This is a genomic window from Bradyrhizobium ottawaense (assembly GCF_900099825.1).
In the GTDB taxonomy this organism is placed as follows: Bacteria; Pseudomonadota; Alphaproteobacteria; order Rhizobiales; family Xanthobacteraceae; genus Bradyrhizobium; species Bradyrhizobium ottawaense_A.
The window spans coordinates 518,075-543,961 of the sequence record NZ_LT629693.1 but is presented as its reverse complement, the minus strand read 5'-3'; the positions used below and the strand labels follow the sequence as shown (position 1 = coordinate 543,961).

The following is a 25,887-nucleotide window of genomic DNA, read 5'->3' as shown; positions in this document are numbered from 1 at the left end:
ATGTCTAGCCAAGCGGCCAGGAGCGCGGTCATCAACCGGGGAATGATTACTGCAACCGTAATGCTCGCAACGTTGATGCAGGCGCTCGACACCACGATCGCCAATGTCGCGCTGCCTTATATGCGCGGCAGCCTGTCGGCGACCAGCGACGAGATAAATTGGGTGCTGACCTCCTACATCGTGGCGGCCGCGATCATCATGCCGGCAACCGGCTGGCTGGAAGCCAGATTCGGCCGCAAGCCGCTGTTCCTGACCTCGGTGATCGGCTTTATCGTGACATCGATGCTGTGCGGCGCCGCGGTATCGCTGGCGCAGATCGTGGTGTTCCGCCTGCTGCAGGGCGTGTTCGGTGCGCCGCTGGTGCCGCTGTCGCAGTCGGTGCTGCTCGACGCCTATCCTCGCGAGCAGCAGGGCCAGGCGATGGCCGTGTTCGGCCTTGGGGTAATGCTCGGACCGATCCTCGGCCCGACCCTCGGCGGCTGGCTCACGGATTCCTACAGCTGGCGCTGGGTGTTCTACGTCAATGTGCCGTTTGGCATTCTATGTGTCCTCGGCATCCTGCTGTTCCTCGGCCGGCGCGCCGACCGGCCAATCGCCGGACGGCTCGACTGGCTCGGTTTTGCGACGCTCAGTCTCGGCATCGGGGCGCTGCAGCTGTTCCTCGACCGCGGCGAGCGGCTTGACTGGTTCGCCTCGCCCGAAATCCGGCTCGACGCCGCGCTCTGCGTGCTCGGTTTCTATCTGTTCACGGTCCACACGATGTCGGCGCGCGATCCGTTCATCGATCCCGCGCTGTTCCGCGACCGGAATTTCGTGATCGGAAGTATGCTGATCTTTATCGTCGGCGTCGTGTTGCTGGCCACATTGGCGTTGCTGACGCCCTATCTCGAGACGCTCATGAACTATCCGGTGCTGACGGCGGGCCTCGTACTCGCGCCGCGCGGTTGCGGGACCATGCTGGCAATGGTGATGGCCGGCCAGCTCCTGCGCTACGTCGATCCACGGCTCCTGATCGCCGTCGGTCTTGGAATTACGGGGTTCGCGCTCTATCTGATGACAGGTTTCACACCCGATGTATCGCAGGGCACCTTGATCCGTACCGGCCTCATACAGGGCTTCGGCATCGGCTGCGTGTTTGTCCCGTTGAGTACGGTCGCGTTCGGCACGCTGGCGCCAGCGCTGCGTACGCAGGCGACCGGACTGTTCAATCTGATGCGCAATATCGGGGCGAGCATCGGGATCTCGATGATGAGCTACCTGTTGGTACGCAATTCTGCCACCGAACAGGCCGCCCTGGTCGAGCATATTACGCCCTACCGGCAGGTCGTGCGCGATTACGCGCACGAACTCAATCTTGCGGCCTTAACCGGACGCGCCGCGCTCGCCCAGATAGTGACTGCGCAGGCGGAAGCAGTCGCCTTCATCGACAATTTCAAGCTGATGATGTTCGTGTCCTTTCTGGCGATTCCGTTGGTGCTCCTGGTGCAACGGCCACGCCGCCTCCCGGGCGACAGAGCTCCGGGTCCCGAATGATCGAACGCCGCATCAGCGTCGGGCAGGATTATTGCGTGTGCGGGAGGCTTCGATGTTGATCAAAGAGGAGTTCAGAGATGCAAGGCTGTATCAGCGATTTGAGCACATCATTATCATTATCCTTACGGCAATGATTGCCGTCATCGTCGTGGTGGCTGTCTGGAACCTGAGCTTGAAGATTCTGTTCGGCCTCATTCTGTCGGGAAATCTCGATCCGTCCGACTACGCGATCTTCCAGGCCGTGTTTGGCATGATCTTTACGGTGATCATTGCGCTCGAATTCAAGAAATCGCTTCTGGTGATCGCCGAGCGCCGCGAAAACGTGGTGCAAATCCGCTCGGTGGTCATGATCGCGCTGCTTGCCATCTGTCGCAAGGTCATCATTCTGGACATAAAGGAAACCGATGCGTTGCAAATCTTCGCGCTCGCGGCTGCGATCCTCGCCCCCGGCATTGTCTACCGGCTGACCCGCGACAGCGATCAGCGCCTTGTCAATACGTCTTGAGCAGAGTCACCGATTGTAGGCGAAAACCGGTAGCTTATCGAGTGCTGCGGCGCTTGCTCCCGGCAGCACAAGATAGCCGGAGGGATCGTCCAGTTTGATGCTGCGGAAGGGAATCGCGATGAGGTGGCTACCCGGTCCGGGAATATCGTCGACCGCAAGGACGACAAAGATGTTGCTGCCGTCCTTGCTAAAGATGAAATCACTGACCTTCCCGAGCACCTGGCTCTTCTCGTTGGCGACCGGCTTCAGCTTGAGCGCTTCGGCACGGTAGCCCCTGGCGACCTCTTTGACGTCCAGCGGAGCGAGGCCGACTTCCTGTGCGGTCGCACGATCCGCCGACGGCAATAGCGTGGCCGTGACCAGGACGGCAGCCAATAATGAAACTCGAGACCTGTTCATGAGACCTCTCCCACTATCCGGTAACTATCCGGGACGCCCGCTTCCGCACTCCCCGCTTGCTATCGGGAAGGCCGGTCGGAACTGCCGGAACTCGAGCCGGTGGTGGTGTCACTGCTTGCGCCGCTGTCCATGACGAGTTCGGTCACGACCTTGTTATCCGGATCGATCAACAAGACGCGGTCCGGCAGCTTCACGAACAACAGGTTCTTTGCCTCGGGAACCTGATCGGTGACATTGCTGGGAAGCGATTGCGCCGTCATGGAATCGGGCATCCTGTCGCCGACCTGGGGTTGTGCGGCCGGCGCGGACTGTGATGGCGAATTCGCAAGCCCTTGGCTAAGCGTCCGCTGCTGGGTCGGGGTCAGATCGGGGTGGTTGGACGCATTCTGGGCGGCGGCGAAGCCGACGCTGCTCAAGATCGCAACGGTGGTTGCGGCTGCGTGAATAAGTTTGCTCATGACTGTCTCCTGACGAATGAGGGATTCAGACCGATCTCGCTATTGGGGCGACACTCGTGCCAACCGCGGGGTTGTGCGGATTTGATAAAGGCAAGAAGCTTGGCGAGCGTTGACCCCCGTCAATATCACACGAAATTGGCTCGGGCGGATTCTGCGACCACGTTATCGTTGGCGCGGTCCGGCGCTGCTCAATCCGCTCGGACGGGCGGCGACAAATCGTCGATTTGATGCTGCCGCGGGATTTCTTCTTTGTCTCGGACAGCAGGAGGGAGGAGACGATCGAAGCGATTGCCGAGAAGACTGTGCTTGCGAGCTATCCCGGGACGGGTTGAACGTTTCGCGGAGCGTGATCCGAAGTTCGCGCGTGAACTGCGCGAGGTAGCGTTTCAGTCCCTCACGCGATCCCAGGAACAACTCCTGATCCTTGGTGGCGTAACCGCGCTTGAGAAGGTCGGATCCTTCGTGCTTTCGCTTGACGGGCGAGCGTTGGAACCAAGGGGCAGGTGGAACTGCCCGTCACGTGCTATGACATAGCCGAATATCTCGCCGGCTCGGTCGAGACCGTGTGTCGTGCCATTACGGATCTGCAGCACCGCGGCATCATTACTTTGGCAGGCAAGCGAACGGTAAAAATTCTGAACCGGGGCGCCCTGGAAGACCGTGCCGGTGCAAGGTTGCCTGATCGCCGGCCGGAGCCGATGGCGCTCAGTCGAACCGCGGCCTAGCCTTTTTGTCTGTCGGTGGGTAATACCAACGGTCATTGGGATTGACCGACGTGCGCCCAGTCCCGCATCCGGATTGAGGTGATTGTATCGGGTTGAGCGACGAGCTTTCGCAAGGCCTCGCAAGCCGCGTCGATGATGGCGTCATAGGTTTCGAAGACCCGGTTGGAGAGCCAATTCGCCCGCATTTACTGCCAGATGTTCTCGACCGGATTCAATTCTGGCGCGCGAGATGGCAGCAAGATCGGCGTGATGTTTTTGGGCATGTCGAGGCTTGCCGTCGTGTGCCACCCGGCGCGGTCCATCAGCAGGACGGCCTGCGCGCCCGGGGCGACGTGACGGGATATCTCGTTGAGATGGAGTTGCATGGCTGCGGTATCGGCTTGCGGCAGCGCGAGCGCGGCGCCGGTTCCGCGCGCCGGACAGATGGCAGCGAACAGGTAAGCATTTTCGTAGCGCTGGTCGGCGGGCTGTCGCGGCCGCGACCCGCGCCTGGCCCATTGCCGACGCCATTCTTCTGACCGATCCTGGCTTCATCCTGAAGCCAGATCTCGATCGGGGTCCCCTCGGGCACCTCCGCCAGATGCACGCTCAACGCGCGCGAGAAGTTTTTTTGAAAGCCTCGATGATCGGGGCATCCTGCCGAGGATGACGCGGCCGCGCGCTGATATGCGAGAAACCTATCTTCTTCAGCAACGTGCCCACATGCCGCACATGATAGTCGACGCCGAAGCGCTCGGCGATGACCCGCTTTAGCTAGATCGACGCGCCGCCAGCGAACCACGCCATCGACTTCGCGGTCGGGGCCAGCTTCGACGATGGCCGCGAGTTCGGCCTTCTGATCCGGCGACAGCCGCGGAGCCGGGCCACTCGCCCGATTGTCCAGCAATCCCTCGGGGCCCGCTTCATTGAAGCGATGCACCCAGTCGCGCAGGGTCTGGCGATCCATGCCACCGATCCGGGCTGCGTCGGTACGGTTCATCCCTTCCAGGACCGCCGCCAGCGACAATAGCCGCCGACTTTGATTGTTATCATTCGACCGCTTGGCCAGTCGTCGAAGCTCGCTGGCTGAAAAATCCGTTCGCAATGGTACGATACTGTTGAAAAAGTCCTTTTGGGGCCAGGCGCGAAATTTCTCGAGGCCGCCGATGCGTTTCCCTCGTGCAGACCTGAGGGACCACATCGTTTGGCACAAAAACCACCACTGGCGTTCGTATTGGCGCTCGAGCACCTTGCAACGTTGAAGACGACTAAGAATGAACTTTCGCGAGTTTTTTGATGTCGTTCGATTTTCGACTTTTTCAACATTATCGTACGGTTGAAGGCATGGCGCGAATCATCGCGCGAACGGCCGTTTGAATATCCTCGCGGAGCTTGATCCGAGTGAGGACGATGACAAGGAAGCCGGTCCCGTCGCTAGTTAGGTCTGATTCCCCGGCGCAGCGCGCTGCGCGGCGTCCGGGGCAGGCAATTCAGTGTAATCTCCGTTTCGGCGCCGGCGTCTCGAATGGCGCGATCTCGGCGGTTTGAGGCGCCTTGCCGTTGAAGGTCAGCACGTTGCCTTCGACCGAAATCGCGACACGATCGCCGTCCTTGACGTCGCCGGCGAGGATCATCTCCGCCAGCGGATCTTGTAGACTACGCTGGATCACCCGCTTCAACGGCCTTGCGCCATAGGCGGGATCCCAGCCCTTGGCCGCCAGCCAGTCGCGCGCCGCGGCATCGAGCGTGAGCACGATCTTGCGCTCTTCCAGCAGCTTCTGGAGGCGGGCGAACTGGATCTCGACGATCCGGCCCATCTCGCTCTTCTGCAGGCGGTGGAACAGGATGATCTCGTCGACGCGGTTGAGGAACTCGGGCCGGAAATGCGCACGCACCATGCCCATCACCTGCTCGCGCACTTCGGAGGTGTCCTCGCCTTCCGGCTGGTTGACCAGGAACTCCGAACCGAGGTTCGAGGTCATGATGATCAGCGTGTTGCGGAAGTCGACGGTGCGGCCCTGACCGTCGGTCAGGCGGCCGTCGTCGAGCACCTGCAGCAGCACGTTGAAGACATCGGGATGCGCCTTCTCGATCTCGTCGAACAGCACCACCTGATAGGGCCGCCGGCGCACCGCCTCGGTCAGCGCGCCGCCCTCGTCATAGCCGACATAGCCGGGAGGCGCGCCGATCAGCCGCGATACCGAATGCTTTTCCATGTATTCGGACATGTCGAGGCGCACCATCGCGGTCTCGTCGTTGAACAGATATTCCGCCAGCGCCTTGGTCAGCTCGGTCTTGCCGACGCCGGTCGGCCCTAGGAACATGAACGAGCCCATTGGCCGGTTCGGATCCTGCAGGCCGGCGCGCGAACGGCGCACGGCAGTCGCCACCGCACGCACGGCTTCGGCCTGGCCGACCACGCGCTTGCCGAGGCTATCCTCCATCTTCAGAAGCTTGTCCTTTTCGCCTTCCAGCATCTTGTCGACGGGCACGCCGGTCCAGCGCGACACCACCTGCGCGATGTGGTTGGCGGTCACCGCCTCCTCCATCATTTCGCCGGGATTTTCGTTGGCCTCGGTATCGGCGAGCCTTTTTTCGAGCTCGGGAATCCGGCCATAGGCCAGTTCGCCGGCACGCTGGAATTCGCCGCGGCGCTGCGCGTTGGCAAGTTCGATCCGCAGGCCGTCGAGTTCGCTCTTCAGCTTCTGGGCGTTGGAGAGCTTGTTCTTCTCCGCGCTCCAGCGCGAGGTCAGCGCCGCCGATTTCTCCTCGAGATCGGCAAGTTCCTTTTCCAGCGTCTGCAGGCGGCTCTTCGAGCCGGCATCGGTTTCCTTCTTCAGCGCCTCCTGCTCGATTTTCAGCCGGATGATTTCCCGATCCATCGAATCGAGTTCTTCCGGCTTGGAATCGACCTGCATCTTCAGCCGCGCCGCCGCCTCGTCCATCAGATCGATGGCCTTGTCGGGCAGGAAACGGTCGGTGATGTAGCGGTTCGACAGCGTAGTCGCCGCCACCAACGCGGAGTCGGTGATGCGCACGCCATGGTGCTGCTCGTATTTGTCCTTCAGGCCGCGCAGGATCGAGATGGTATCCTCGACCGTGGGCTCGCTGACGAAGATCGGCTGGAACCGGCGCGCCAGAGCGGCGTCCTTTTCGACGTGCTTTCGATATTCGTCGAGCGTGGTGGCGCCGATGCAATGCAGTTCGCCGCGGGCCAGCGCCGGCTTCAGCAGGTTGGAGGCATCCATCGCGCCGTCGGCCTTGCCGGCGCCGATCAGCGTATGCATCTCGTCGATGAACAGGATGATGCTGCCCTCGGCCGAAGTGACCTCCTGCAGCACGGCCTTCAACCGCTCCTCGAACTCGCCGCGGTACTTGGCGCCCGCGATCAGCGAACCCAAATCGAGCGACAGCAGCTTCTTGTCTTTCAGGCTCTCCGGTACGTCGCCGTTGAGGATCCGAAGCGCCAGGCCCTCGACGATCGCGGTCTTGCCGACGCCGGGCTCGCCGATCAGCACCGGATTGTTCTTGGTCCGGCGGGAGAGCACCTGGATGGTGCGGCGGATTTCCTCGTCGCGCCCGATCACGGGATCGAGCTTGCCGTCGCGCGCGGCCTGCGTGAGATCGCGGGAATACTTCTTCAGCGCGTCATAGGCGTTTTCGGCCGTGGCGCTGTCGGCGGTGCGTCCCCTGCGCAGCGCCTCGATCGCCGCATTGAGGTTCTGCGGCGTGACGCCGCCCTTGCTCAGGATCGCGCCGGCCTCGCTGCCCTTCTCGAGCGTCAGCCCGAGCAGCAGCCGCTCGACCGTGACAAAGCTGTCGCCGGCCTTTTCGGCGGCTTTTTCTGAAGCATCGAAGGCGCGCGCCAGATCGGGGGCCAGATAGACCTGGCCCGCACCGCTTCCGGAGACTTTGGGCAGTTTGTTGAGCGCATCCTCGGTGGCTTTGAGGATGGCACGGGAATTACCGCCGGCGCGATCGATCAGACCGCCGGCAAGCCCCTCGCTGTCGTCCAGCAACACTTTCAGCATATGCAGCGACGAGAACTGCTGGTGTCCGTCGCGCACCGCCAGCGATTGCGCAGACTGGATGAAACCGCGCGCCCGCTCGGTGTATTTTTCAATATTCATCGTTGATTTCCCTCGGCCTGCCGCTCCGCCCGGAGCGCGATCAGCAAAAGGGGAACCCGGTTTTGCGTCCGATCGCGCTCCAAATTTAAAGGAGCGCATGATCTGGTTGCTAAACCGCCTACACTTTAGCGGATCATGCGCGAGGCACGGATAAAGCATCTTGATTGGGTTTCCGCGAGGCCGCATTGACATTCCTCAACCGGCCAGGCGGCTTTCGTCGCCGAAGTTGGCGCCGGCTTGGGGCAAATGTGGGAACAGGGTTCCGGAAACGGAAGAGGCAGCTTCGTGCGCGGTGGCGCCCGGCCAGGGAAACTCCTAAGAAGCCGGATGTCCTCCATCCAGCCAGCGCAGATCACCAGCATCTATCGCTATCCCGTCAAAGGCCTCTCCTCGCAACCGCCGCCGAGTGTCGCGCTGGCACGCAACTCGTCGAGTTCGACGATCGCATCTCCGAGTTGGCGTCCAATATCGACGAAGCCCGCCGCCATCGCGATCTTAAGCTGCGGGGGTGGACGATTGAGCGCATCCGCGTCGACGCGCCTGGTCGGCCCTGCGACTGCGGCGCTGTGTGAACTGATCCTCGTACAGCGTCGGCACCCGGAACAGGGCTTTCCCGCCTGTCTGGGGGTCGTCCGGCTGGCCCGTCCGTATGGCGCCGACCGCCTCGAAGCCGCCGCCGAGCGCGCCATCGACATCGGCGCACGCACTTATGGCTCGGTCAAATCCATCCTCGACAACCACCTCGACCGGCGATCCGCGCAAAAGCGCGCGACGGACGGAACGCCGACCCTGCACGCAAATATCCGTGGTCCGCGCTACTACAATTAGGAGAACCGACCTTGCTCAAACATCCAACCTACGACCAGCCTTACGCCCTCGGCTTGCATGGCATGGCCAAGGCTCTCGTTGAAATCGCCGCCGCCGGTGAGGCCGACGGCCTCGGCCATCACGAATGGTTGGGGCTCCTACTTGATCGCGAGGCCTCCTGGCGCCAAGACAAACGCCTCGCGAGAAGGCTGCGCGTCGCCAAATTACGCCAGCAGGCCTGCGTCGAGGATGTCGACTATCGCAGTCCCCGCGGTCTCGACCGCGCCCTGTTCCAGAAGCTCGTCGAGGGCGAATGGATTAACGCCCACGACAATCTGGCCCTAATCGATCCAACCGGCGTCGGCAAAAGTTGGCTGGCCTGGCGCTCCGCCACAAGGCATGTCGGGACAACCGGTCAGTCCTCTACCAGCGCGTGCCTCGGCTGTTCGAGGAACTGGCGCTGGCCCGCGGCGACGGTCGCCATCCCCGTCTTCTGCGCAACCTCGGCCGCGCCGACCTTTTGATCCTCGACGATTGGGGATTGGAGCCGCTCGACGCCGCCGCCCGACATGATCTCCTGGAAATCCTCGAGGAACGCTATGGACGCCGCTCCACGATGATTACCTCCCAGCTTCCAGTAGACCGATGGCACGAAATAATCGGCGATCCGACCTATGCCGACGCCATCTTGGACCGTCTCGTTCACAATGCCCACCGCATCGAACTCGCCGGCGAAAGCATGCGCCGGACACGAGGCAAACACAACCAGAAGGCTTGACCAACCACCATCGCCGGTGACACAAATCCATCGGCCAGCGAGGCTCGCGACCCGGGCGGCATCATTCCGTTACGGTGGGCGACATCATTCAGGAATCCCGGGCGACATCATCCCATCATACCCGGGCGACTTCGTCGGAATCCGCACAAGGCGACCGCTCACAGGGAGCGTCTGCCGCCCTTCGGCTTTCTACGGCGAAGCTTCTTGGCCAGTTCGACCGTTTGGCCTCCGTGGTCTCTCTGATCGATTTCGCCAAGGCTCTTGCGCCCTTCGACCTCCGAGCCGGTGGCGCGCTTGCGGGCACGGGCAGCTTTCAGCTTGACGAGGGCCTCCCAGCGTTGACGACTGTCAATGCAACGAGCGCGATGGCAGCGTAAGCGTTCGCAACAGAGTGCAAGGCTCCGGGACCACCGATCAGCGATCCAGGCCGAGGCACCGATTTTCGTGTGAGCAGCCGGGGGCTGGCAATCGAGGAGACGATACTATGGTGACCACAATGCAGCGCGCGCCCATGACGGAGCACGGAACTACATCCCCCCTGATCGCAAGCGACCGCGTCGAAGGAACTCCGGTCTATGCAGCGCACGGTAAGCGCATCGGTAAGGTCGAGCGCCTTGTGATCGATAAAGCCAGCGGCTGCGTCGCCTACGCGGTCCTGAGTTTCGGGGGCTTCCTCGGCATCGGCGCGGACCATTATCCGATTCCCTGGCCGATGCTGGACTACGATGAGAAGCTCGGCGGGTACCGCGTAGACATCACCGAAGAGCAACTCAAGAACGCCCCGAAAATCGAACGAGGGGAAAACTGGGAGCAAGCGAACGGGAACCGCGGCGAGGGGGTCCATGGTTATTGGGAGCAACCCGCACCGGTGCAAGAGCGCCAAACTTCATCCCTGATCACAAGCGACAGGGTGGAGGGAATGCCAGTCTATGACGCGCGCGGTAAGCGCATCGGGAAGGTCGAGCGCTTGATGATCGACCAGCTCACCGGCCGGATCGCCTACGCGATCCTGAGTTTCGGTGGCTTCCTCGGCATCGGCGAGGATCACTATCCGATTCCCTGGTCGATGTTGACCTACAATGAAAAGCCCGATGGCTTCCAACTGGACATCACCGAAGAGCAACTTAAGAACGCCCCGAAGATCGAACAAGGGGAAAACTGGGAACAAACGAATCGGGCCCGCAACCAGGACGTCTACGACTATTGGGAAGTCAGATACTATTGGCTTGTGGAATAGGCGGGATCGGTCACAGCAATTCGGTCCTGAACGACGCTCAGTGAGCTAGGGCGCGTACTTAGAAATCGCAACCGCTCACATTTCGCTGACTGAATGTTTTTTCGCTGACTGAATGTTCGCTTGGTCCCCACCAGCGGCGGAAAAGCGGACATGCCGGGAGGGTCGCCGCGCGGACGCGGCTCGGCTTAGCTAAGTGGGACCCTGATCGCGGGTTGCGATCAGGCGTTCGGCAAGAAGTATTTCTCGATGTTGTCGCCGTCGGTCTTGAACAGCACGCGGGTGCCGCGAAGCTGACGAATCTGCTTCTTGGTCCGCTCGATTATGCCGTGGCGCTTGCCGGCGTGGGCCGCCATCACTTTGCCGGTGGCAGTCACCTTGAAGCGCTTTTTGCGCCTGACTTGGTCTTCAGCTTGGGCATTCAGCTTTCCAGCCAATGAAGCGCGTCCGGGAGCGGCCACTACTTTGACCTGCGGCTGGATTATGTGTCGCTTGCCGCCAACCAGGTCATCGCAGGGAATAGCAAGCGGCCGTCCTGACAGACATCAGGCATCGACACCCGAAACTTCCTGGAAAAATTGATCGTCGTCAGCGCGGCCGAGCGCGCCGCTAGTTACTTCGGTCGCGCAGTGCGACTCGTCAAGGTCTGGCGCCTCGAAACAAGAATTCATGCCTCTGGTGGAATTCAGAGTTGAGGCTCATGCAACAAGCGGCCGCAGCAAGTTCAACTTGCAAGATCAACTTGGAGGTCGAGAACAATGGCGAAGCAGCTCGAAAAATCGCAGTGGCGCGCTTACTTCGATCGGATGTCTAGAGCACTTGTCGGTAAACGTGCCGAGATAGAGGTCGCCTCGCTCAAGCTCGGCGACCAGATCGAGGCGGAATGGTTGCCGTTGCTCGGTATTTCCTATGATCCAAAGGACGACATCATCGAGATTGCACTTGAGGGAGTGGATCATCTGATCCCCAAGCCTCGCGAGGTGTACGTCGAAGAAAACGGTCTGGAGCTATCCAGCCTCGAGGTTATCGATGCCGAAGGCACGCACCAGATCATCGTTCTCAAAGATCCGATGATGCTGCCGGCGCCGGCGCAGTCCACGGCGAAGGCGAGCTAATACGTCAGCCAGCAGCGCTGGCGGCCTGGACGAGGCACCCGCGCCATTCCTCCAGTCCCGAACTCCGGGCCAATCGAGACGCAAGGCTTGAGGCTCTATGCTTGAGCCTTTGTCGGGCTCCGCGGCGCATTCTATTGGCCAGCGGGTGTCACACGCCTACGTAGCCAGGACGCAAGGCCGGCTTTAGATGTTCTGGCTCGCATGCCGTTGCAGTCTCGGGCTTGTCAGGCGGCAGCGCGATCTTCGCATCTTCAAGGGCGCGACTGCCGATATCAGCGCACGCAGGAGCCGGCTGCTCGTTGCGTTCGATGGGGAAGTCGCAACTATGCAGTCGCCGCTCCACTACAAGATCCGACGGGGAGCTCTGCGCGTGTTCGCTCCGCTCATAATTCTGCGCGCACACCCTGCCTGACCCATCCGCCCGTCAGCATCACCGCGGGTCTCGGCGAATTTCTGGGCTACAGCCTGCGCTCCGTCTCCGGCTATATCGCAGACAGGACGGGGAGATATTGGCTGATCACTTTCATCGGATACGCTATCAACCTGCTCGCCGTTCCCGCGATGGCCTTCGCTGGAAACTGGCATGTTGCGGCTCTCCCAATTCATGCCGAGCGCATTGGCCGCGCCATCCGCAAACCCACAGTCGAAGCCATGCTCTCCTCTACGACTGGAAAGCACGGAAAAGGATGGGTATACGCAGTGAGCACGGCGCTCGATGAGACCGGGGCTACGCTCGGCCCGCTGATCATGGCGCTGGTCCTTTTGTTGCACGGGGACTACCGGACCGGATACGCGCTGCTTAGCGTGCTCGCGATTGGCGCACTGACCGTCGCGCGCATGAACTTTTCGGTGCCGTCTCGTCTTGAAGAGAAAAGAACGGCGCCGGCGGGAGGATTTAGCCGGTCTTACTGGCTCTACATGGTGGCAGCGGCGTGCTTCGCGGCCGGCCTGATCAGCTACGTGTTGGTCGCCTATCATCTGGCCACCGCCAAGGTTGTCACCGAACAGTGGATACCGGTCTTCCTCGCGTTTTCGACGGAATGCGGCGTGATCGCCAGTCTCATTCTTGGGAAGCTCTACGACAGAGCTCCGTTGCGAACCCTGCTGGTCGCCGTCCTTCTGTCCTCGCTCCTTTCGCCCTTTGCTTTCTACGGCGATTTGCCGGCGCTCCTCGCAGGCATGGTGTTCTGGGGGATCGGATATGCAACCCAGGATACCCTGTTCAAGGCGGTGGTAGCCGGCGTACTGCCAGAGGGAAACCGCAATCTGGCCTTCGGTCTCTTCTACTCGGGGTACGGAGCCGGTTGGTTGATCGGCAGCGTAGCGACAGGGTTGCTCTACGAGCCGTCGCGTGTGGCGCTGGTCGCATTCGCGGTGCTCGCCCAACTCATTTCCTTACCGCTGTTTGTGATCGCCAAACGACAAGAGCACTCGCCGCAATAACAACAGTCCGCTGATCAACGCAGCAGAGCACAGTAATTGAAGGTCACATTCAGGACGCAGCCGCTTGTCATGTGCTTGATCACGGAATTGCCTGGTCGGCGTAGGCGCAACACTAATAGGAAGTTGCAGCGACACATGCATTGGCGAGATGTATGGAATCTTTTCAAAGGCGAATTGCAGCCGCCGAAAGAAACGCATCACGGTTCAGGCGCTGCCGGGAGAGAGCCGTAGGCAATCCGCAACATATCAAGACCTGGGTCCGATACGCGTCGATGCGCCAGATACACGCGGCTATAAAACATTTGGACCGTGGTGACTTCGAGTGCGCAATAACGCTGGCCGCCGCCGGCGAAGAAATGTTGCCTCCCAAGGACAAGCCCCATTTCGCAAGCTGCAAGGCGTGATGAAGCTCGACGACATTGTCAGTTGGCTTAGGCATGGCGAGTCAAAGCATAAGGATAATGGCAAGAATAAGTTTCGCGAAACCACTACGATCAGCGAATTTGAGGTACTTGTTGTGTGATCTACCGCGCAATAGCCAAATTTGATGCAGTCTTTGAGCGCCTCAAATGATCAGCTTCAGAATTTACGCGGGCGCGCCTGCAGGACATTGAAGGCTGATCCGATCTGCGCACACCATGCCATGCTACGCCAAGTGCCATAACGGTTTCATTCACACGTGCATGAAACGACCGGCAACGAGAGCCGACCGTCGTCGACTGCTCGCGCGCAGCCCCGATTCGCGGTCTTGCGCTTGGGAAGCATGATTTGGTTGCTTCCAAGAGCTTACGTTCCCAATAGAATCGCAGAGCACTTAGGCTTGATCGGACTCAGCCTTAACGGGCTCTCATTGGCGGATATCAGTGCAGGCGCGGAGACTCGCTGTACAATGCAACGCGTGTCGATGTTTTCGATGCGCGATACTCATGATCGACGACCCGAACTGGCCCATGGAACATGAAGCAACCTTTGGCGAGGGTAATCAACCCAGTGACCGTGGCGTTATTCGTTTCGTTTGCCATGACCCGGATCGCGGCGGGCGCCGACCAATATTGCCGCACTGACGTCACTTCCCACATGATGAGTTGTGATTTTTCGAGCATGGAACAATGCTTGGCTACAGGGTTTCCAGGGCCGAGCCGATAGACAGATGTTCGCGCCATGGAATCGTTCGAACTCAACAAAATTCTTGGTGCCGTTCTGGGCGTATGCCTATGCCTTCAGGTGCTCCATCTCTCCGCTGGCGCGATCTTTGCCCCAACGCTTCCCGCCAAGCCCGGCTTCGCAATTGCGGTAAAGGAGCCGGAATCGGGTGCTCAGGCTCCAAAAAAAGCGCTGGAACAACCTATCGAAAACCTGTTGGCGACCGCGAATGTCGATCACGGCAAGGACATCAGCAAGGTTTGCATGGCCTGCCACACCCTGCAGAAGGGTGAACCGAACAAGATAGGTCCCAATTTATGGGGCGTGGTCGGTCGACCCCGCGCCTCGGAGCCCGGCTACGACTACTCCGCCGCGATGAAGGCGAAGGGCGGCTCATGGACGTTCGACGAACTAGACGAATTCCTCGCTGGTCCCAGGAATTATATTCCGGGTACTAAAATGACTTTCGCGGGTCTGAGCAGCGAAAACCAGCGTGCCGACATCATCGCCTATCTGCGTACGCTGTCCGATAATCCGCTGCCTCTGCCGACAGCGCCCAATACAACGGCGGCGCCGGCAGGTTCCAAGCCCAACGAACAAGCGCCCGCGCAGAAAAAGGGAAGTTGACCCCTGCAATTCCGCGGAGGTGATGGCCTCCGCATGGCTGAATATTTCGAACTCGCGGCCATGCGCGATCGCGAGGAGTCTCAACCCGTAGGCCCTTGCCGTTCTAACCGCAAGCGCGGTGGGGCGCTGAAACCGCGATGAGTATCGACGAAGCAGAAACTCCTCAGGATCCACAAGCATACTGCTCGACGCCGGGAGCCTTCATGGTGTTCCCCCGCAACGGGAAGTGTTGGGTATCTTTTTCAGGGGCGGGCTTCGCGGACGAGCCCGCCGGCGCCGCCTGAGCGAAGGTAACTCTCCGATCGCGTCGACTGTCTCCAACGCGGAGTCGAATGCGCCGACGCGAAGCTGCAAGCCGGCGATCGGGGAAAGGACGGTTTCTGGTTCTGCAGGCCCCGGACTGACTACCGAAGCGAGCCCTTGCTTCGGATCGACCGGGGGCAGGCCTCCCTCTGGAGATGCAAGTGTGAGAACGATAGGTTTCCCTTTGCGAGACGTCCAACCCGACATTTCGAAGCGGCGACCGTTCTGCTTCATCGGACGAAGAAATGGTCCTCCCTTAAGGCCTGGGGAATGAAGCTCGCGAAGCGACTCGCGCGGCGCGATGGCGACTTGGCTATCGGACGGCGGCGGCCAATCTCGCAACGCTCAACGTCGATCCCTGGCCGCGTGGGTAGTCCTGATCAAGCGTCCTCTTGCTGGAGCTACCTCAATCTTGTTCGTGATAGACGAAGCCAAACTTTTTCACAAAACCGCGTCGTCACTGAAGGATTATACATCGATTCCTTGCAGCCTCGCCGTGTCATCAAGATTTGTCCTGCTCGCTGCCGTCCGTGAGCGTCCTCGGCGGCCTTGTGTCTGAAGTCTTGTGCTGGAATTGACGTCTATTCCGCGGCTTGGTGCAAATTCCCGTCCTGTTCAGAATATACCTTTACCTGCCGCGGCGGACCCATCAGAACCGGCTGGAAGAACACCGCGGCCCCCATCGTGCACAGCAGCGACAGGGCCATCAGCTTGCCCATGCTCGAGATGCCGGGATAGCTCGACACCCACATGCTTCCGAACGCGGTCGCGGTGGTCAGGGCGCTGAATATCACCGCCCTGGTCAGCGTCGATTGCAGCAGGCCGGTTTTTCCGGCGCGCCACGCCATGATGTAGTAGATCTTGAATGCGACGCCGACGCCGAGCAGGAGCGGAAGCGCGATGATGTTTGCGAAATTAAGCGAGACGCCAACCAGCACGCAAATCTCGAGCGTAAGGACGCCGGCGAGAAGAAGGGGTATGAGCGTCAGCAGCACATCGGTCAAGCGCCGCAACGCGACAAGCAGGAGAATGGCGATCGCACCGATTGCCAGAGCACCTGCTTCGACCAAGGCCGATATGACGGTTCTTGCGGCTTCATAGAGGCTGATCGCGCCTCCCGCCGCCGAGGGCTCAACGCGAAGTACTGCGGTCGCGAAATCACGCAGCACGTTGGTATCGTTTGGATCACCCGTTGGCAGCGCCTGAAGGCGGGCTCTGCCGTCGGGCGATACCCAATCGCGCACAAGATCCGGCGGCATCGTCTTGATCGTGATCAATTGCGGGGCAAGAGACTTCCGAAGAAGGTCGAGATCGAAAATCAAGGGTTGCACGATCGCAGCGTCGGCCTTGGCCCGGATGCCGGCTTCTGCGCTTGCGAGGCGCTTCAGCAAGTCGGAAACATGCCGCGCGGCCTCGGCGCCGGAGCGGTCTCCGTTTCCTACGGCCAGGCCAAGGACTTCGGCTGCGTTTTGAAGCGCAGCTGTATTTTCTTGATCGCTCGGGGCAGGCCGCATCATCGGAGGATTGAGGGCTGGGCCAAGGCGTTGCGACGCGGCCTTCAACGCGGCGATTTTCTGGTCCTGATCGGCTGGAATCAGGCTGCTCAGCGTCAAGGTGCGTGAGACTTCGGGAAGTGCAGCCAGGCGTTTGGCCGTTTCATCGGCCGTTTCGAGTGACGGCGCCAAGACCTCAGCATCGTTGCCGCTGGTTTCCGGATTGGTCTGTAATTCACGATAGGTCACTACGGAAGGAGAATCCGGACTTTGCAGATCGACCGGATTGAAGTCGAACTGCAGGTGGAACAACAGCGGTATACCGGCGATAACGACGAGAAACGTGCCAACGATCACCGCAATGCGATGCCGCTGGAGGAAATCGTCGAGCGGCGCGAGACTTCGGAAGCCGACCGGCGCGGGCTCGCCCGGAGGCTTGAGCAGCGCCAGGCTCGCCGGCAGCAATGTGATGCTGCAGGCGAATGCGACCAGCATACCGCAACCGGCGATCAGGCCCAGCTCCGACAGGCCACGATAGCTGGTGGGCAGAAATGCGAAAAATCCGACGGCGGTGGCCGCGGCGGCCAATGAGAGTGGATTCCCCGCCTTGCGGGCAGCCCACCGCAGAGCCTCGTACAAGTCAGGGTGCTCGTACCGTTCGGCGCGATAGCGTACGCTGAATTGGATGCCGAAATCTACTCCGAGGCCGACGAACAGCACGAACAATGCGATCGAAATCAAATTAAAAGAGGTGACTAGGACAAGGCCGAGAGCGGCCGTCGCCGCAAGCCCGACCATCAGGCTGAAGAAGGCCGCGGCGATGATTTTCCAAGAGTGGAGCGCCAGCCAAAGAATGATCAGAACACCGAACAACGCCGTCAAAGTGTCGCGCACAGCGCTGTATCTGATGACCGAGAATTGATCATCATTCATCGGCACCTCACCGGTTAGATCAACCGTCGCGTCGAACTTGTTTTGCAAGTCCAGATCGGCGGCTGCGCGCCGAATCCCTTCTTCCGCCTTGCGACCAGGCTGAAGCTCCGCAAAATTGAGAGTGGGCTGAACTCCAATAAGGTGCCGCAGCTGCTTTGCCGGCGGCGGCTGACTTTGCAACAGCTCTTGCCAGGAAAATGTGGCCGGCTTCCCGGATAGAACATTACTTAGTGTTCGATCTGCCAGTGATAGAGGCCACGCAAGCTGCTCCAGCCTGATCCGGCCTGCCCGGACGCCCTCGGCTGCAAACGAGAGCGCCGTCATAACGCCGCGCAGACTCGGGTCGCCTGCGAGCGCTGCAATGAGCGGCTGAGCTCTCGTCAGTCCCTCTGCGGTTTTTCCGACATCGCCCGGAGACTCGAATAACAATCCATTGCGTTCGAAAAAATCCCCGCTGTCGAGTTGTTCCACTGTGGGAAACAGATCAGGGTTTTTCGAGAGGACCTGCGCCAGAGCGTTAGTCGCCCGTTCGGCGTTTTCAGAAGTGGTCGCTTTCACCACAACCAGAATGCCTTTTTTCGGAAAAGCCTTGAACAACTCCAGTTCGCGCTGACGCCATGGCAGATTTTGGGAAATCAAACCCTCTATATCGGTATTGATCAAGAATCGCGCGGCATCGAAGGCCGCGGCTCCAAGCATCAGCAGCGCGCCGGCAATAACGATCGTCCACCGATTGCGAGCGCAGAAGTCGACAATTCGAACGATCGCTGAATGAATCATAGCTGGCACCAGCTCTTGATGGCTACGCCAGGATCGGGGCGAGCCCGGACTCGATCAGGGCTCGCAATTTGCGAGCCCGCAATTTCAGAGCTGCGCGCCCATGTTCTTCGCTCTGGTCTACCTCCAACATCCATAGCCGCATTATCGGCCACAGGACCCTGGATGACATTGAGGCCTGTCAACAATCCGGCGGCCGGAGGCTCAGCGGACGCGGACGGGCCGGCACTTTTCAGGAATGACCCGCCGCGATCTCGCGTTTGTACACTTGCACAGACCGATCAAAGCCGCCTATCTCGCTTGCCGCTTGCTTGACTTGCGTAATGGCTTTGCGTCCGACATCGGCCATAATCAGCATAGCCACAGCGTCCACATGTTCAGGATGAGATGGAGCCATCCGCCGTGCAGAAACATCATGGTGAAGAAGGGCACGAAATCCACTGCGGCCAGATCGCTCTCCCCGGATGCAAAGGCTTCCGAATAGCGCGCGGGAATCAGCGCAAATTGACGTAGGAACAGCTCAAGCTCGTCGGGGCTCAGGCTGTCCTGGAACAGAAACACCAGGCAATTGGTGGCGATCAGAATCCAGGTGACCAACGGCGGGTAACGGGACGGAACAGCATTCCGGATCGGGATCATCGGCACCTCTTCGGCTCGACGTCACGGAACCCCGGACAATATCTGGCACTTTCGGCTTCGCTCTGGCGCGTCATTCAGACATTTGCGGCTGAGGAGCCTAAGCCGGCCTTGACGTCCGTCAATTTCCGAGAAATGCGGAACCGCACGCACGGGGCAAGGTGGAAATTCGTCCGGTAGCGGCGAGCTTCCCCAACTTTTCGCGGTTTCTGCAGTTCGCGGGCAGTCTCTATTCAGACATGAGGTTGACCGAGACGACGCGCCCTCTTCAGGCGGCCATTCTCGATCTCTTTCATGCTGCGGGCGGTGAGCGCAGAACGATCGAGACTGGAGCTCTCAACGTCCCAGGACGAAACAGCATACTCGTCGCGCTGTTTGATGAGCAGCCAGCGTTCCTTGTGGCTGACCATTCCTGTCCGGAGCAGCGTGAAGCCGCCACGAAGCTTCGTTCCGTGAAGCATCACGTCGATTTTTCCCCGGGCCAGCTGCTCGCTCGCCGACACGCCGTCGAGCGGCTGGTATTGGCCGGTGTCCCAGACCATCACTGTTCCGCCACCATATTGGCCCTCGGGAATCACGCCCTCGAACTCCGCGTATTCGAGCGGATGATCTTCGGTCCGTATCGCCAGACGTTTGTCGGCGGGGTTCATGGAAGGCCCCTTGGGCACGGCCCAGGATACCAAAGCTCCACTGATCGCCAGACGAAAGTCATAGTGCAGGTGGCTGGCCGCGTGTTTTTGAACGACAAAGATGTCTTTGGAGCTGCCTCGGCGCCGTCGCCCTTTAGGCTCCGGCGTTTCAGCGAACTTTCTCTTATGGCGATAGTCTTCGAGTGGCATCGCCGGTTCACCTCAGTGCGCGGCGGCATATTCCAATTGCGGCATCGTCGGTCCTTCTCCGGCGCCGGTGCGCACGATGGCGTTGGAAATGTCCTGCAAGTCGGCTGCGCTCAGCTGCAGAGACGCGGCACCGATCCAGCCGTCAACCTGTTGAGGCGAGCGGCCGCCGACAATGGCTCCGGTGACGCCGGGCCAGGCCAGTACCCAAGCCACCGCTACAGCGGACACGGTGGCGCCATGACGCCGTGCAATCGGACGCAACGCATCGCGCAGCGCCAGATTGCGGCTCAGGTTCGGCTCATTGAAGTCAGGCGAGCGCCGCCGCCAATCATCTTCGGCGAATCTCGCGACCTGTTCGCGGCTGAACGTGTCGGTCAACAGACCGGATTGCATGGGGCTGTAGCAGATCACTCCGGTATTGTGCCTGGCACACCAGGGAATCTCGCGTGTGGCGGCCTGGCGACGGATCAGGGAGAATGGGGGCTGCATCGAATCGACATGCCGAATGGCTTCGCATCGTTCGAGCAATGGCACGTCGAAATTGCTGACGCCTCCGAGGCGAACTTTGCCCACCTCGATCAGCCGCGTCATTTCGTTCCACGAATCCTCGACCGGCGTGCCGGTCTCGTCGGGCCAATGAAATTGGTAGAGATCGATGTGGTCGACGCCCAACCGCCGAAGCGAAGCGTCGCATTCCCGTTGAATCGAATCCGGCTTGAGAACGCGTCGCGGCGGAGCCATCGGATTATTCTGATCCCAGATCAATCCACATTTGGTGAAGACCATTGGCCGTTCGGTCGGCTTCCGTTCGCGCAGCAGGTGGCCGACCACTTCCTCGGAGTGCCCAAGTCCGTACACTGCGGCCGTATCGATCCAGTTCACCCCGAGTTCCAGGGCGTCGCGCATGGTTGCGAGCGAAACGGCGTCGTCCTGCGGTCCCCAGCTGAAGGCCCAGCCGCCGCCGCCGATCGCCCAGGCGCCAAATCCGGTTTTCGTGATCAGGACTCGGCTCGCGCCGAGGGGTCGCTGCGGAAGGCTCATGACTCGATCCTTTGGTTGAATAGCACCCGCGATAGTGGCTACCCGCTCATCGGGGGTGAACCGCCCCGATATATCAATGCAGCATAATCGCCTTGACGGTCGTCAAGTCAGGGCGACGAGAACGGACGATGAGGTCAGATTCGCGGCCCGGCAGACATGGATGATTATTTCGCCGCCTTGCGCAGCGCAGTGACTTTGCTGCTGGCTGCTACCGCACCTACATTGCCCCAACTGGTCTGAATGAAGCTTACGACATCGGCGACGTCCTGATCGCTGACGAGCCAGTCATAGGGCGCCATGGTGAAGGCGGAAGGCGCAGTCTTTGTTGCCGGCAGCGTACTCCCGGACAGGACGATGTTGATGGCGGATTTCGGATCTGGCGTGTGCAGCAGGGGATTGCCGGCGAGCGGCGGGAACACCCGCCCATAGCCCCTGCCGTCGGTGCGATGGCAGCCGGTGCAGCGATCGACATAGATCTCGATGCATCACCGTTGAACAGCGCCTTTGCGGCGGCGCCTGCCACACGCCGCGCAGTCTTACCATGCAGGAGAAGGCGCTCAGCAGCAGCGACGGCAAGGCCTACCTTTCCGGTGGGTGCGATCAGGGCAACGTAAGCCCGACGTACGCCCCTGCGTGGGTACGGCGCAGAACTGAACCGCGCCGATGGCCGGTTCGAAAAACCAGATCACGGGAAGGTATGCGTTGACTTGGGTGGACCCGGTCACCGCTTGGGCGTGGTAGTTTTCGGTCAGCGAAGGTCTTCCGATGTCGAGTGGAAGCTTGACGCGATCCCCTTTATTAGCCGTCCGGTCGCGAAAAATCGTATCGCGCCGTGCAGATCCAGAATTGGTTGACCTTCTTGTCGACGACGTAGGCTGACGCTGTGCGGTTGGTTGCGGCCTGCCGCACATCCGGCTCGGGAAACAATTCATACCGGACCGTTTGGGCAAAGGCCGGTGATTCCGCGAGCAGCAGGAAGGCGAGGACAAGAATAAGAATGCTCCCTCCGAGCCGCGTTGAGATATTCGCGGGCATGATATCGCCCCTGTCGGAATTTCGCTCCGGCAATATTTGTACGTCGCCATGGGGCGCGCCCATGACCGTCGTCAATATTTTGCGGCGCAAAGCGCGGTGATGGCTGATCGTCACGCCGGGGTTTCGAAAAAAATGATCTCGATCAAGGCGATTTCTGGGGCGACGCATCACGCTTCCACGTGATGTGTATTCTGGAGTAGCCGATGGCCGACGCGCTTCACATCGTTTGCCCGCATTGCGACGCGATCAACCGCGTGCCTCGCGAACGGCTGCGCGAAGGCGGCAAATGCGGCTCCTGCCATCGGCCGCTGTTCGAAAGACACCCAGCTGCCCTGAATAGTGCCGCTCGCTTCGACAAGCACGCACAGCGCAGTGATATTCCGCTGCTGGTTGATTTTTGGGCAAGCTGGTGCGGTCCGTGCAGGACGATGACGCCGATCTTCGAACAGGCGGCAACCCAGCTCGAGCCTGACGTGCGGCTGATTAAGGTGGACAGCGACGCAGTGCCGGAACTGCTACAGCGTCATTCGATCCAGAGCATACCGACGTTGATGCTCGTGCACCACGGCCGGGAGATTGCACGCCAGTCAGGAGTTATGCCCTTGGCCCAGCTTCTGGCATGGACCCGCGAACACGTCGACGGCGTTAGAGCGTGACGGGCGTCGGTCAATTCCGGCCGATCATCTCGAGCAATCTGGCGGCCCATCTCCCTTTTTAAAACTCTTGCGGCTCATTCTTCCGTCGGGAAGGAGAACGATCAATTCCGCCTCGCGTTTCCGCGCGAGCGGCTCGGCGGCGAGCTCAGCTTCCTCCCGGGTGGGGAAGTGCCCAAACTCCTGCCCAATGTCGCCGCGCACGATCCAGTCGTCGAAGTTGTCGTCCGGAACAATGTGAATGGCGGCGGGTGCCATCGCTTGAGCTCCATGCGATCAGCGATAATTGTCAGGGGATAGGAAAAATCGGGAGAAGAAAATCGAAAGAACCTGACGGGCGTCAATTGGGCTCAAGCCAACGCGTGGCAACATCGCGCCATGATCGCCGCGGTGCAACCGAACAAGGGGCCGACCAACCAGGTTATGAGCGTGGCCAAATTCGAGCGGCTTCTTCCGGACTGCGGCCGCGCTCGATGTCGACAAGCAAGATCTCAAGCGCTACAGCGACTTTATCAATCGGAAAAAGTGACGACCTGCTGGTTCGGGCTAAAGCCGTCACGAAGGCCAATGGCCGGGCTGTGATCCAGCCGTTCGACCTGCCCATCATCAAGGGTCTGCAGCAAAGCGTCCACGAATTCGAGAAGATCGACGAAGAGATCGAGCTACGGCCGATCCTCGAGCATCTTGCCATACAGCCGCCGCTTGAGCTCGCATATGGCGAAGGTACCGAGGATCAACTGCCCGTGGTCGTGGGCGGGCTCAGCGTGGCGCTCGCGCGCGCCTTCAAGATCATCGATGGCGACCTGAAGAATCCGGCGACCAGGCATTGGCAGCAGTGTTTCCGCATTTTCGATCTGTTGATGTAGGGCGGCTCGGCAGTCAATTGGTTTGTCGGGTCTCGTCGAGCCAGGAGGGTGCGATGATCAAGGATGTGATGGTGTGGCTGGATGGAGGCGTCTCTGACGAAGTCCGCCTTGCGGCGGTCGCCGATATTGCCCGACGGCTCCAACCAAAAGTGATCATCGGCCTGTTTCTCAATCCCTTGCCCTTGCCCGGTCCGGTCGAAGGGGATGCGACGACCGAGTTGATCGAGCATGCACGCGAGGCCGGTGATGAAATCGAGAAGGTGCTGACGAGGCGCCTTCAGATGCTGGAGCGGCCGGTCGAGATCAGGCGGTTCGATGTGCTGGAGGACGACATCGCCAAGATCGCGGCGCGCGAGGCCCGCTCCGCCGACACCTTTGTGACGCTGCGTCCCAATGGTGCGATGGATCCCGATCAGCTGGTCGAAGGGGTTTTGTTCGGATCGGGCCGGCACCTGTTCTTGGTCCCCGAGACCGAGCGGCCAAACATTGACTTCGGTCATATCCTGATAGCCTGGAACGGCAGCCGGGAATCGGCCCGGGCCTTGAGCGAAAGCATCCCATTTTTATGCCTGGCGGAAGAGGTGACGGTCGTGGTCGTGACCAGCGAGCACCCAACTGAAGAAGAGGCCGTCCTCGGTGTCGACGCCGTCAATCATCTCAGGCACCACGAAATCCACGCCGCGCTGCATCGCATCAAGAGCAGCCACAACGAAGTCGCGACCCAGCTGATGGAAGAAGCGGAACGGCGCAAGGCCAACCTCATCGTCATGGGCGGATATGGTCATTTGCCCCTGCGCGAGCGGTTGCTTGGTGGTGTGACCTACGAGCTGATGCACGACTCACCAGTTCCGCTTCTGATGGCTCATTGATGGACTCACATTGCCTGACAGCAAGGCCCGACATGTCGACGATCGATACTCGCCACGAGCAGATGTTTCCAAAGCTCACGCCGCGGGAAATCGATCGGCTTCGACGTTTTGGTGAAATCAGGCACTACGACCCGGAATCACTTGCCACGATCGCAGCAGTGCACGCCATCGTCGAGAAGCAGCCGGGCATCGCCAATGTGTGGTCGCTTGAGACGTTGCAGCGCTGGCTCGCGGAGAGGATGGGCAAGTCGGATGTGGCGACGTTGAAGCAATATGTCGACATACTTCTGCAATACCTGACGCGCTGCTTCATTGCCGCGGGACAGGACGCCGTGCTGGTTTCAGGCCGCGTCCCCGACGTCGACGCCAGCCGGCTTCTGCCGATCATTCAAAGCCTCGACAAAGCGCTGGATCAAGTTCGTGCGCAGCACCCGGGTTACAAGATCGCCGTGACCGGCCTGTCGGCGATCGCCGCCCGCAACAGCGCGCTCATGATCGAGAAATTGAACCGCGGCCTGACGCTGGAATTCCTGTTTGTCGCGGCGTTCATTGGTCTCGCCTTCCGCTCGTTGGTTGTGATGCTGGCCTGCATCATGCCGGGAATATTTCCGGTCGTACTCTCGGGAACGCTGTTGTGGCTGATCGGGGAGGGCCTGCAGTTCGCAAGCGTCGTGGCGCTGACGGTCTCCTTCGGATTGGGTCTCAGCGCCACCATACATTTCTTTAACCGGTTGCGGCACGAGGAGCGACCGGACGAGGACCCAGCCATCGCCGTCGAACGGGCAACCGTGCTTGTTGGCCCGCCTTTGATTCTGACCTCGGTCGTGCTCGCTTGCGGTCTGGTGGTAACGGTGTTCTCCGATCTGCCGTCGCTGCGCCTGTTCGGTTGGTTGAGCGCGTTCGCCATGCTTGCGGCATTGGCTGCGGACCTCTTGATCCTGCGGCCGACGGTTACCGTCTTGAGCAGGCTCGCACGCCAGCTTGGCAGCAGATGGTTGCACCAGCTGGAACCGGGGGAGTAGCCGAGCGTTGATCGGGCTGGATTATTCCAGTCGCAAGAGACCCTATCATCTTTCCCGCGAGGCGGCTCATGAAATCCAAACTGGCTTCCGAACACGACGGACGGATTTTCGTTTTGATTCTGGATCAGGACGAAGAGGCTTTTGCGGCTATCAGCTCCTTTGCCAACGAGCAGGCCATCAGCGCGGCATCGGTCGCGGCGATCGGAGCGTTCGAGAGCGCCAAGGTCGGTTGGTTCGATCTCGCTGCCAGGCGGTACAATCCGATTTCCGTCGATGAGCAATGCGAAGTATTGAGCTTGATCGGCGACATTGCGCAGGGCGACGACGGCAAGGCCAGCCTGCATCTCCACGCCGTACTCGGGCTTCGAGACGGCACCGTGCGGGGAGGTCATTTTCTAGGCGGTAAGGTGCGACCCACGCTCGAAGTCACGATCATCGAGACGCCGTCAAATCTTCGTCGCAGGAAGCGAGCCGATTTAGGGATCGCGCTCATTGATATTTGAGTTGGTCGTAGGCTGCGCAGCAAGCGCTGCATAGCCACCCA

The 25,887-nt window shown here is 60.4% G+C and carries 24 protein-coding genes and 5 pseudogenes; 16 read left to right on the top strand and 13 right to left on the bottom strand.

Annotation, left to right across the window (positions count from 1 at the left end):
• On the top strand, window positions 1-1,533 hold the full coding sequence (locus BLR13_RS02675; RefSeq protein WP_074827850.1) for a DHA2 family efflux MFS transporter permease subunit: 1,533 nt from the start codon (window positions 1-3) through the stop codon (window positions 1,531-1,533).
• A gap of 52 nt (window positions 1,534-1,585) precedes the next feature.
• Window positions 1,586-2,038: a phosphate-starvation-inducible PsiE family protein gene (locus BLR13_RS02670; protein ID WP_079586860.1), complete on the top strand. Its 453-nt coding sequence runs from the start codon at window positions 1,586-1,588 to the stop codon at window positions 2,036-2,038.
• A 6-nt stretch (window positions 2,039-2,044) separates the two neighbouring features.
• On the opposite strand, the gene BLR13_RS02665 is transcribed toward BLR13_RS02670, so the two are convergent.
• Window positions 2,045-2,437 carry a PRC-barrel domain-containing protein gene (locus BLR13_RS02665; RefSeq protein ID WP_079586861.1) on the bottom strand — a complete coding sequence of 131 codons (393 nt, stop codon included), beginning with the start codon at window positions 2,435-2,437 and terminating at the stop codon, window positions 2,045-2,047.
• A gap of 59 nt (window positions 2,438-2,496) precedes the next feature.
• Window positions 2,497-2,895, bottom strand: coding sequence for a lipase chaperone (locus BLR13_RS02660; RefSeq protein ID WP_074827857.1), 399 nt, complete (start codon window positions 2,893-2,895; stop codon window positions 2,497-2,499).
• Window positions 2,896-3,398: 503 nt separating this feature from the next.
• Between BLR13_RS02660 and BLR13_RS02655 the strand changes: the two genes are divergently transcribed.
• Window positions 3,399-3,620, top strand: a complete 222-nt coding sequence (locus tag BLR13_RS02655) for a helix-turn-helix domain-containing protein (RefSeq protein WP_074827860.1) — start codon at window positions 3,399-3,401, stop codon at window positions 3,618-3,620.
• A 32-nt stretch (window positions 3,621-3,652) separates the two neighbouring features.
• Here the strand turns inward: BLR13_RS02655 and BLR13_RS02650 are convergent.
• A pseudogene (locus tag BLR13_RS02650) lies at window positions 3,653-4,713 on the bottom strand (IS630 family transposase).
• A 376-nt stretch (window positions 4,714-5,089) separates the two neighbouring features.
• Window positions 5,090-7,729 (bottom strand): ATP-dependent chaperone ClpB, encoded by a 2,640-nt coding sequence (gene clpB, locus BLR13_RS02645; RefSeq protein ID WP_074827864.1) that lies wholly within the window; start codon window positions 7,727-7,729, stop codon window positions 5,090-5,092.
• A 327-nt stretch (window positions 7,730-8,056) separates the two neighbouring features.
• Here clpB and BLR13_RS42525 point away from each other — a divergent pair, with 327 nt between their 5' ends.
• The 4 genes and pseudogenes from BLR13_RS42525 to BLR13_RS41505 all read left to right on the top strand — a co-directional run bounded on the left by BLR13_RS42525 (window position 8,057) and on the right by BLR13_RS41505 (window position 10,551).
• Window positions 8,057-8,557 (top strand): hypothetical protein, encoded by a 501-nt coding sequence (locus BLR13_RS42525; RefSeq protein WP_433994254.1) that lies wholly within the window; start codon window positions 8,057-8,059, stop codon window positions 8,555-8,557.
• 11 nt (window positions 8,558-8,568) lie between these two features.
• Window positions 8,569-9,314: pseudogene (istB, locus tag BLR13_RS02635) on the top strand (IS21-like element helper ATPase IstB).
• A 484-nt stretch (window positions 9,315-9,798) separates the two neighbouring features.
• Window positions 9,799-10,167: pseudogene (locus BLR13_RS41510) on the top strand (PRC-barrel domain-containing protein); the annotation flags it as partial.
• Between the two features lie 15 nt (window positions 10,168-10,182).
• Window positions 10,183-10,551 (top strand): PRC-barrel domain-containing protein, encoded by a 369-nt coding sequence (locus BLR13_RS41505; protein ID WP_074832037.1) that lies wholly within the window; start codon window positions 10,183-10,185, stop codon window positions 10,549-10,551.
• Between the two features lie 218 nt (window positions 10,552-10,769).
• Here BLR13_RS41505 and rpmI read toward each other — a convergent pair.
• Window positions 10,770-10,969: pseudogene (rpmI, locus tag BLR13_RS02620) on the bottom strand (50S ribosomal protein L35).
• Window positions 10,970-11,306: 337 nt separating this feature from the next.
• On the opposite strand from rpmI, the gene BLR13_RS02615 reads away from it, so the two are divergent.
• Together BLR13_RS02615 and BLR13_RS41500 are read left to right on the top strand one after the other, a co-directional pair.
• Complete coding sequence (locus tag BLR13_RS02615; protein ID WP_074827870.1) at window positions 11,307-11,663, top strand: DUF5335 domain-containing protein; 357 nt, start codon at window positions 11,307-11,309, stop codon at window positions 11,661-11,663.
• A gap of 699 nt (window positions 11,664-12,362) precedes the next feature.
• The gene (locus tag BLR13_RS41500; protein ID WP_244525064.1) at window positions 12,363-13,106 is read left to right on the top strand and encodes an MFS transporter; all 744 of its coding nucleotides are present in this window, start codon (window positions 12,363-12,365) and stop codon (window positions 13,104-13,106) included.
• 860 nt (window positions 13,107-13,966) lie between these two features.
• Here BLR13_RS41500 and BLR13_RS39845 read toward each other — a convergent pair.
• Window positions 13,967-14,209: a hypothetical protein gene (locus tag BLR13_RS39845; protein WP_074827874.1), complete on the bottom strand. Its 243-nt coding sequence runs from the start codon at window positions 14,207-14,209 to the stop codon at window positions 13,967-13,969.
• 58 nt (window positions 14,210-14,267) lie between these two features.
• Between BLR13_RS39845 and BLR13_RS02605 the strand changes: the two genes are divergently transcribed.
• Both BLR13_RS02605 and BLR13_RS42520 read left to right on the top strand, forming a co-directional pair.
• On the top strand, window positions 14,268-14,876 hold the full coding sequence (locus BLR13_RS02605; RefSeq protein ID WP_074827876.1) for a c-type cytochrome: 609 nt from the start codon (window positions 14,268-14,270) through the stop codon (window positions 14,874-14,876).
• Window positions 14,877-15,386: 510 nt separating this feature from the next.
• Window positions 15,387-15,506 (top strand): annotated as a pseudogene (locus tag BLR13_RS42520) (IS110 family transposase); the annotation flags it as partial.
• A 254-nt stretch (window positions 15,507-15,760) separates the two neighbouring features.
• Here the strand turns inward: BLR13_RS42520 and BLR13_RS02600 are convergent.
• The 6 genes from BLR13_RS02600 to BLR13_RS02575 all read right to left on the bottom strand — a co-directional run bounded on the left by BLR13_RS02600 (window position 15,761) and on the right by BLR13_RS02575 (window position 22,047).
• The gene (locus tag BLR13_RS02600; RefSeq protein ID WP_074827879.1) at window positions 15,761-18,385 is read right to left on the bottom strand and encodes an MMPL family transporter; all 2,625 of its coding nucleotides are present in this window, start codon (window positions 18,383-18,385) and stop codon (window positions 15,761-15,763) included.
• 348 nt (window positions 18,386-18,733) lie between these two features.
• Window positions 18,734-19,021, bottom strand: a complete 288-nt coding sequence (locus tag BLR13_RS02595; protein ID WP_079586867.1) for a rhomboid family intramembrane serine protease — start codon at window positions 19,019-19,021, stop codon at window positions 18,734-18,736.
• A gap of 230 nt (window positions 19,022-19,251) precedes the next feature.
• Window positions 19,252-19,857 (bottom strand): DNA polymerase ligase N-terminal domain-containing protein, encoded by a 606-nt coding sequence (locus BLR13_RS02590; RefSeq protein WP_074827884.1) that lies wholly within the window; start codon window positions 19,855-19,857, stop codon window positions 19,252-19,254.
• A 12-nt stretch (window positions 19,858-19,869) separates the two neighbouring features.
• A complete protein-coding gene (locus tag BLR13_RS02585) occupies window positions 19,870-20,898 on the bottom strand; it encodes an aldo/keto reductase (protein ID WP_074827887.1) in 1,029 nt (342 codons plus the stop codon).
• Between the two features lie 164 nt (window positions 20,899-21,062).
• Complete coding sequence (locus BLR13_RS02580) at window positions 21,063-21,374, bottom strand: c-type cytochrome (RefSeq protein ID WP_091976323.1); 312 nt, start codon at window positions 21,372-21,374, stop codon at window positions 21,063-21,065.
• 322 nt (window positions 21,375-21,696) lie between these two features.
• Window positions 21,697-22,047 (bottom strand): hypothetical protein, encoded by a 351-nt coding sequence (locus BLR13_RS02575; RefSeq protein WP_091976322.1) that lies wholly within the window; start codon window positions 22,045-22,047, stop codon window positions 21,697-21,699.
• A gap of 89 nt (window positions 22,048-22,136) precedes the next feature.
• Between BLR13_RS02575 and trxC the strand changes: the two genes are divergently transcribed.
• Window positions 22,137-22,589, top strand: a complete 453-nt coding sequence (trxC, locus tag BLR13_RS02570; RefSeq protein ID WP_074827894.1) for a thioredoxin TrxC — start codon at window positions 22,137-22,139, stop codon at window positions 22,587-22,589.
• A gap of 24 nt (window positions 22,590-22,613) precedes the next feature.
• Here trxC and BLR13_RS02565 read toward each other — a convergent pair whose 3' ends face one another.
• A complete protein-coding gene (locus BLR13_RS02565) occupies window positions 22,614-22,844 on the bottom strand; it encodes a DUF2188 domain-containing protein (protein WP_074827896.1) in 231 nt (76 codons plus the stop codon).
• 104 nt (window positions 22,845-22,948) lie between these two features.
• On the opposite strand from BLR13_RS02565, the gene BLR13_RS02560 reads away from it, so the two are divergent.
• The 4 genes from BLR13_RS02560 to BLR13_RS02545 all read left to right on the top strand — a co-directional run bounded on the left by BLR13_RS02560 (window position 22,949) and on the right by BLR13_RS02545 (window position 25,846).
• Entirely contained in the window at window positions 22,949-23,452 is a 504-nt protein-coding gene (locus BLR13_RS02560) for a DUF1931 family protein (protein ID WP_197679512.1), read from the top strand.
• 53 nt (window positions 23,453-23,505) lie between these two features.
• Entirely contained in the window at window positions 23,506-24,321 is an 816-nt protein-coding gene (locus BLR13_RS02555; protein WP_074827899.1) for a universal stress protein, read from the top strand.
• The gene (locus tag BLR13_RS02550; RefSeq protein ID WP_433994253.1) at window positions 24,318-25,343 is read left to right on the top strand and encodes an MMPL family transporter; all 1,026 of its coding nucleotides are present in this window, start codon (window positions 24,318-24,320) and stop codon (window positions 25,341-25,343) included. Before BLR13_RS02555 ends, BLR13_RS02550 begins: the two co-directional genes overlap by 4 nt.
• Window positions 25,344-25,411: 68 nt before the next feature.
• Window positions 25,412-25,846 carry a PPC domain-containing DNA-binding protein gene (locus tag BLR13_RS02545; protein WP_074827906.1) on the top strand — a complete coding sequence of 145 codons (435 nt, stop codon included), beginning with the start codon at window positions 25,412-25,414 and terminating at the stop codon, window positions 25,844-25,846.
• Window positions 25,847-25,887: the final 41 nt, after the last annotated feature.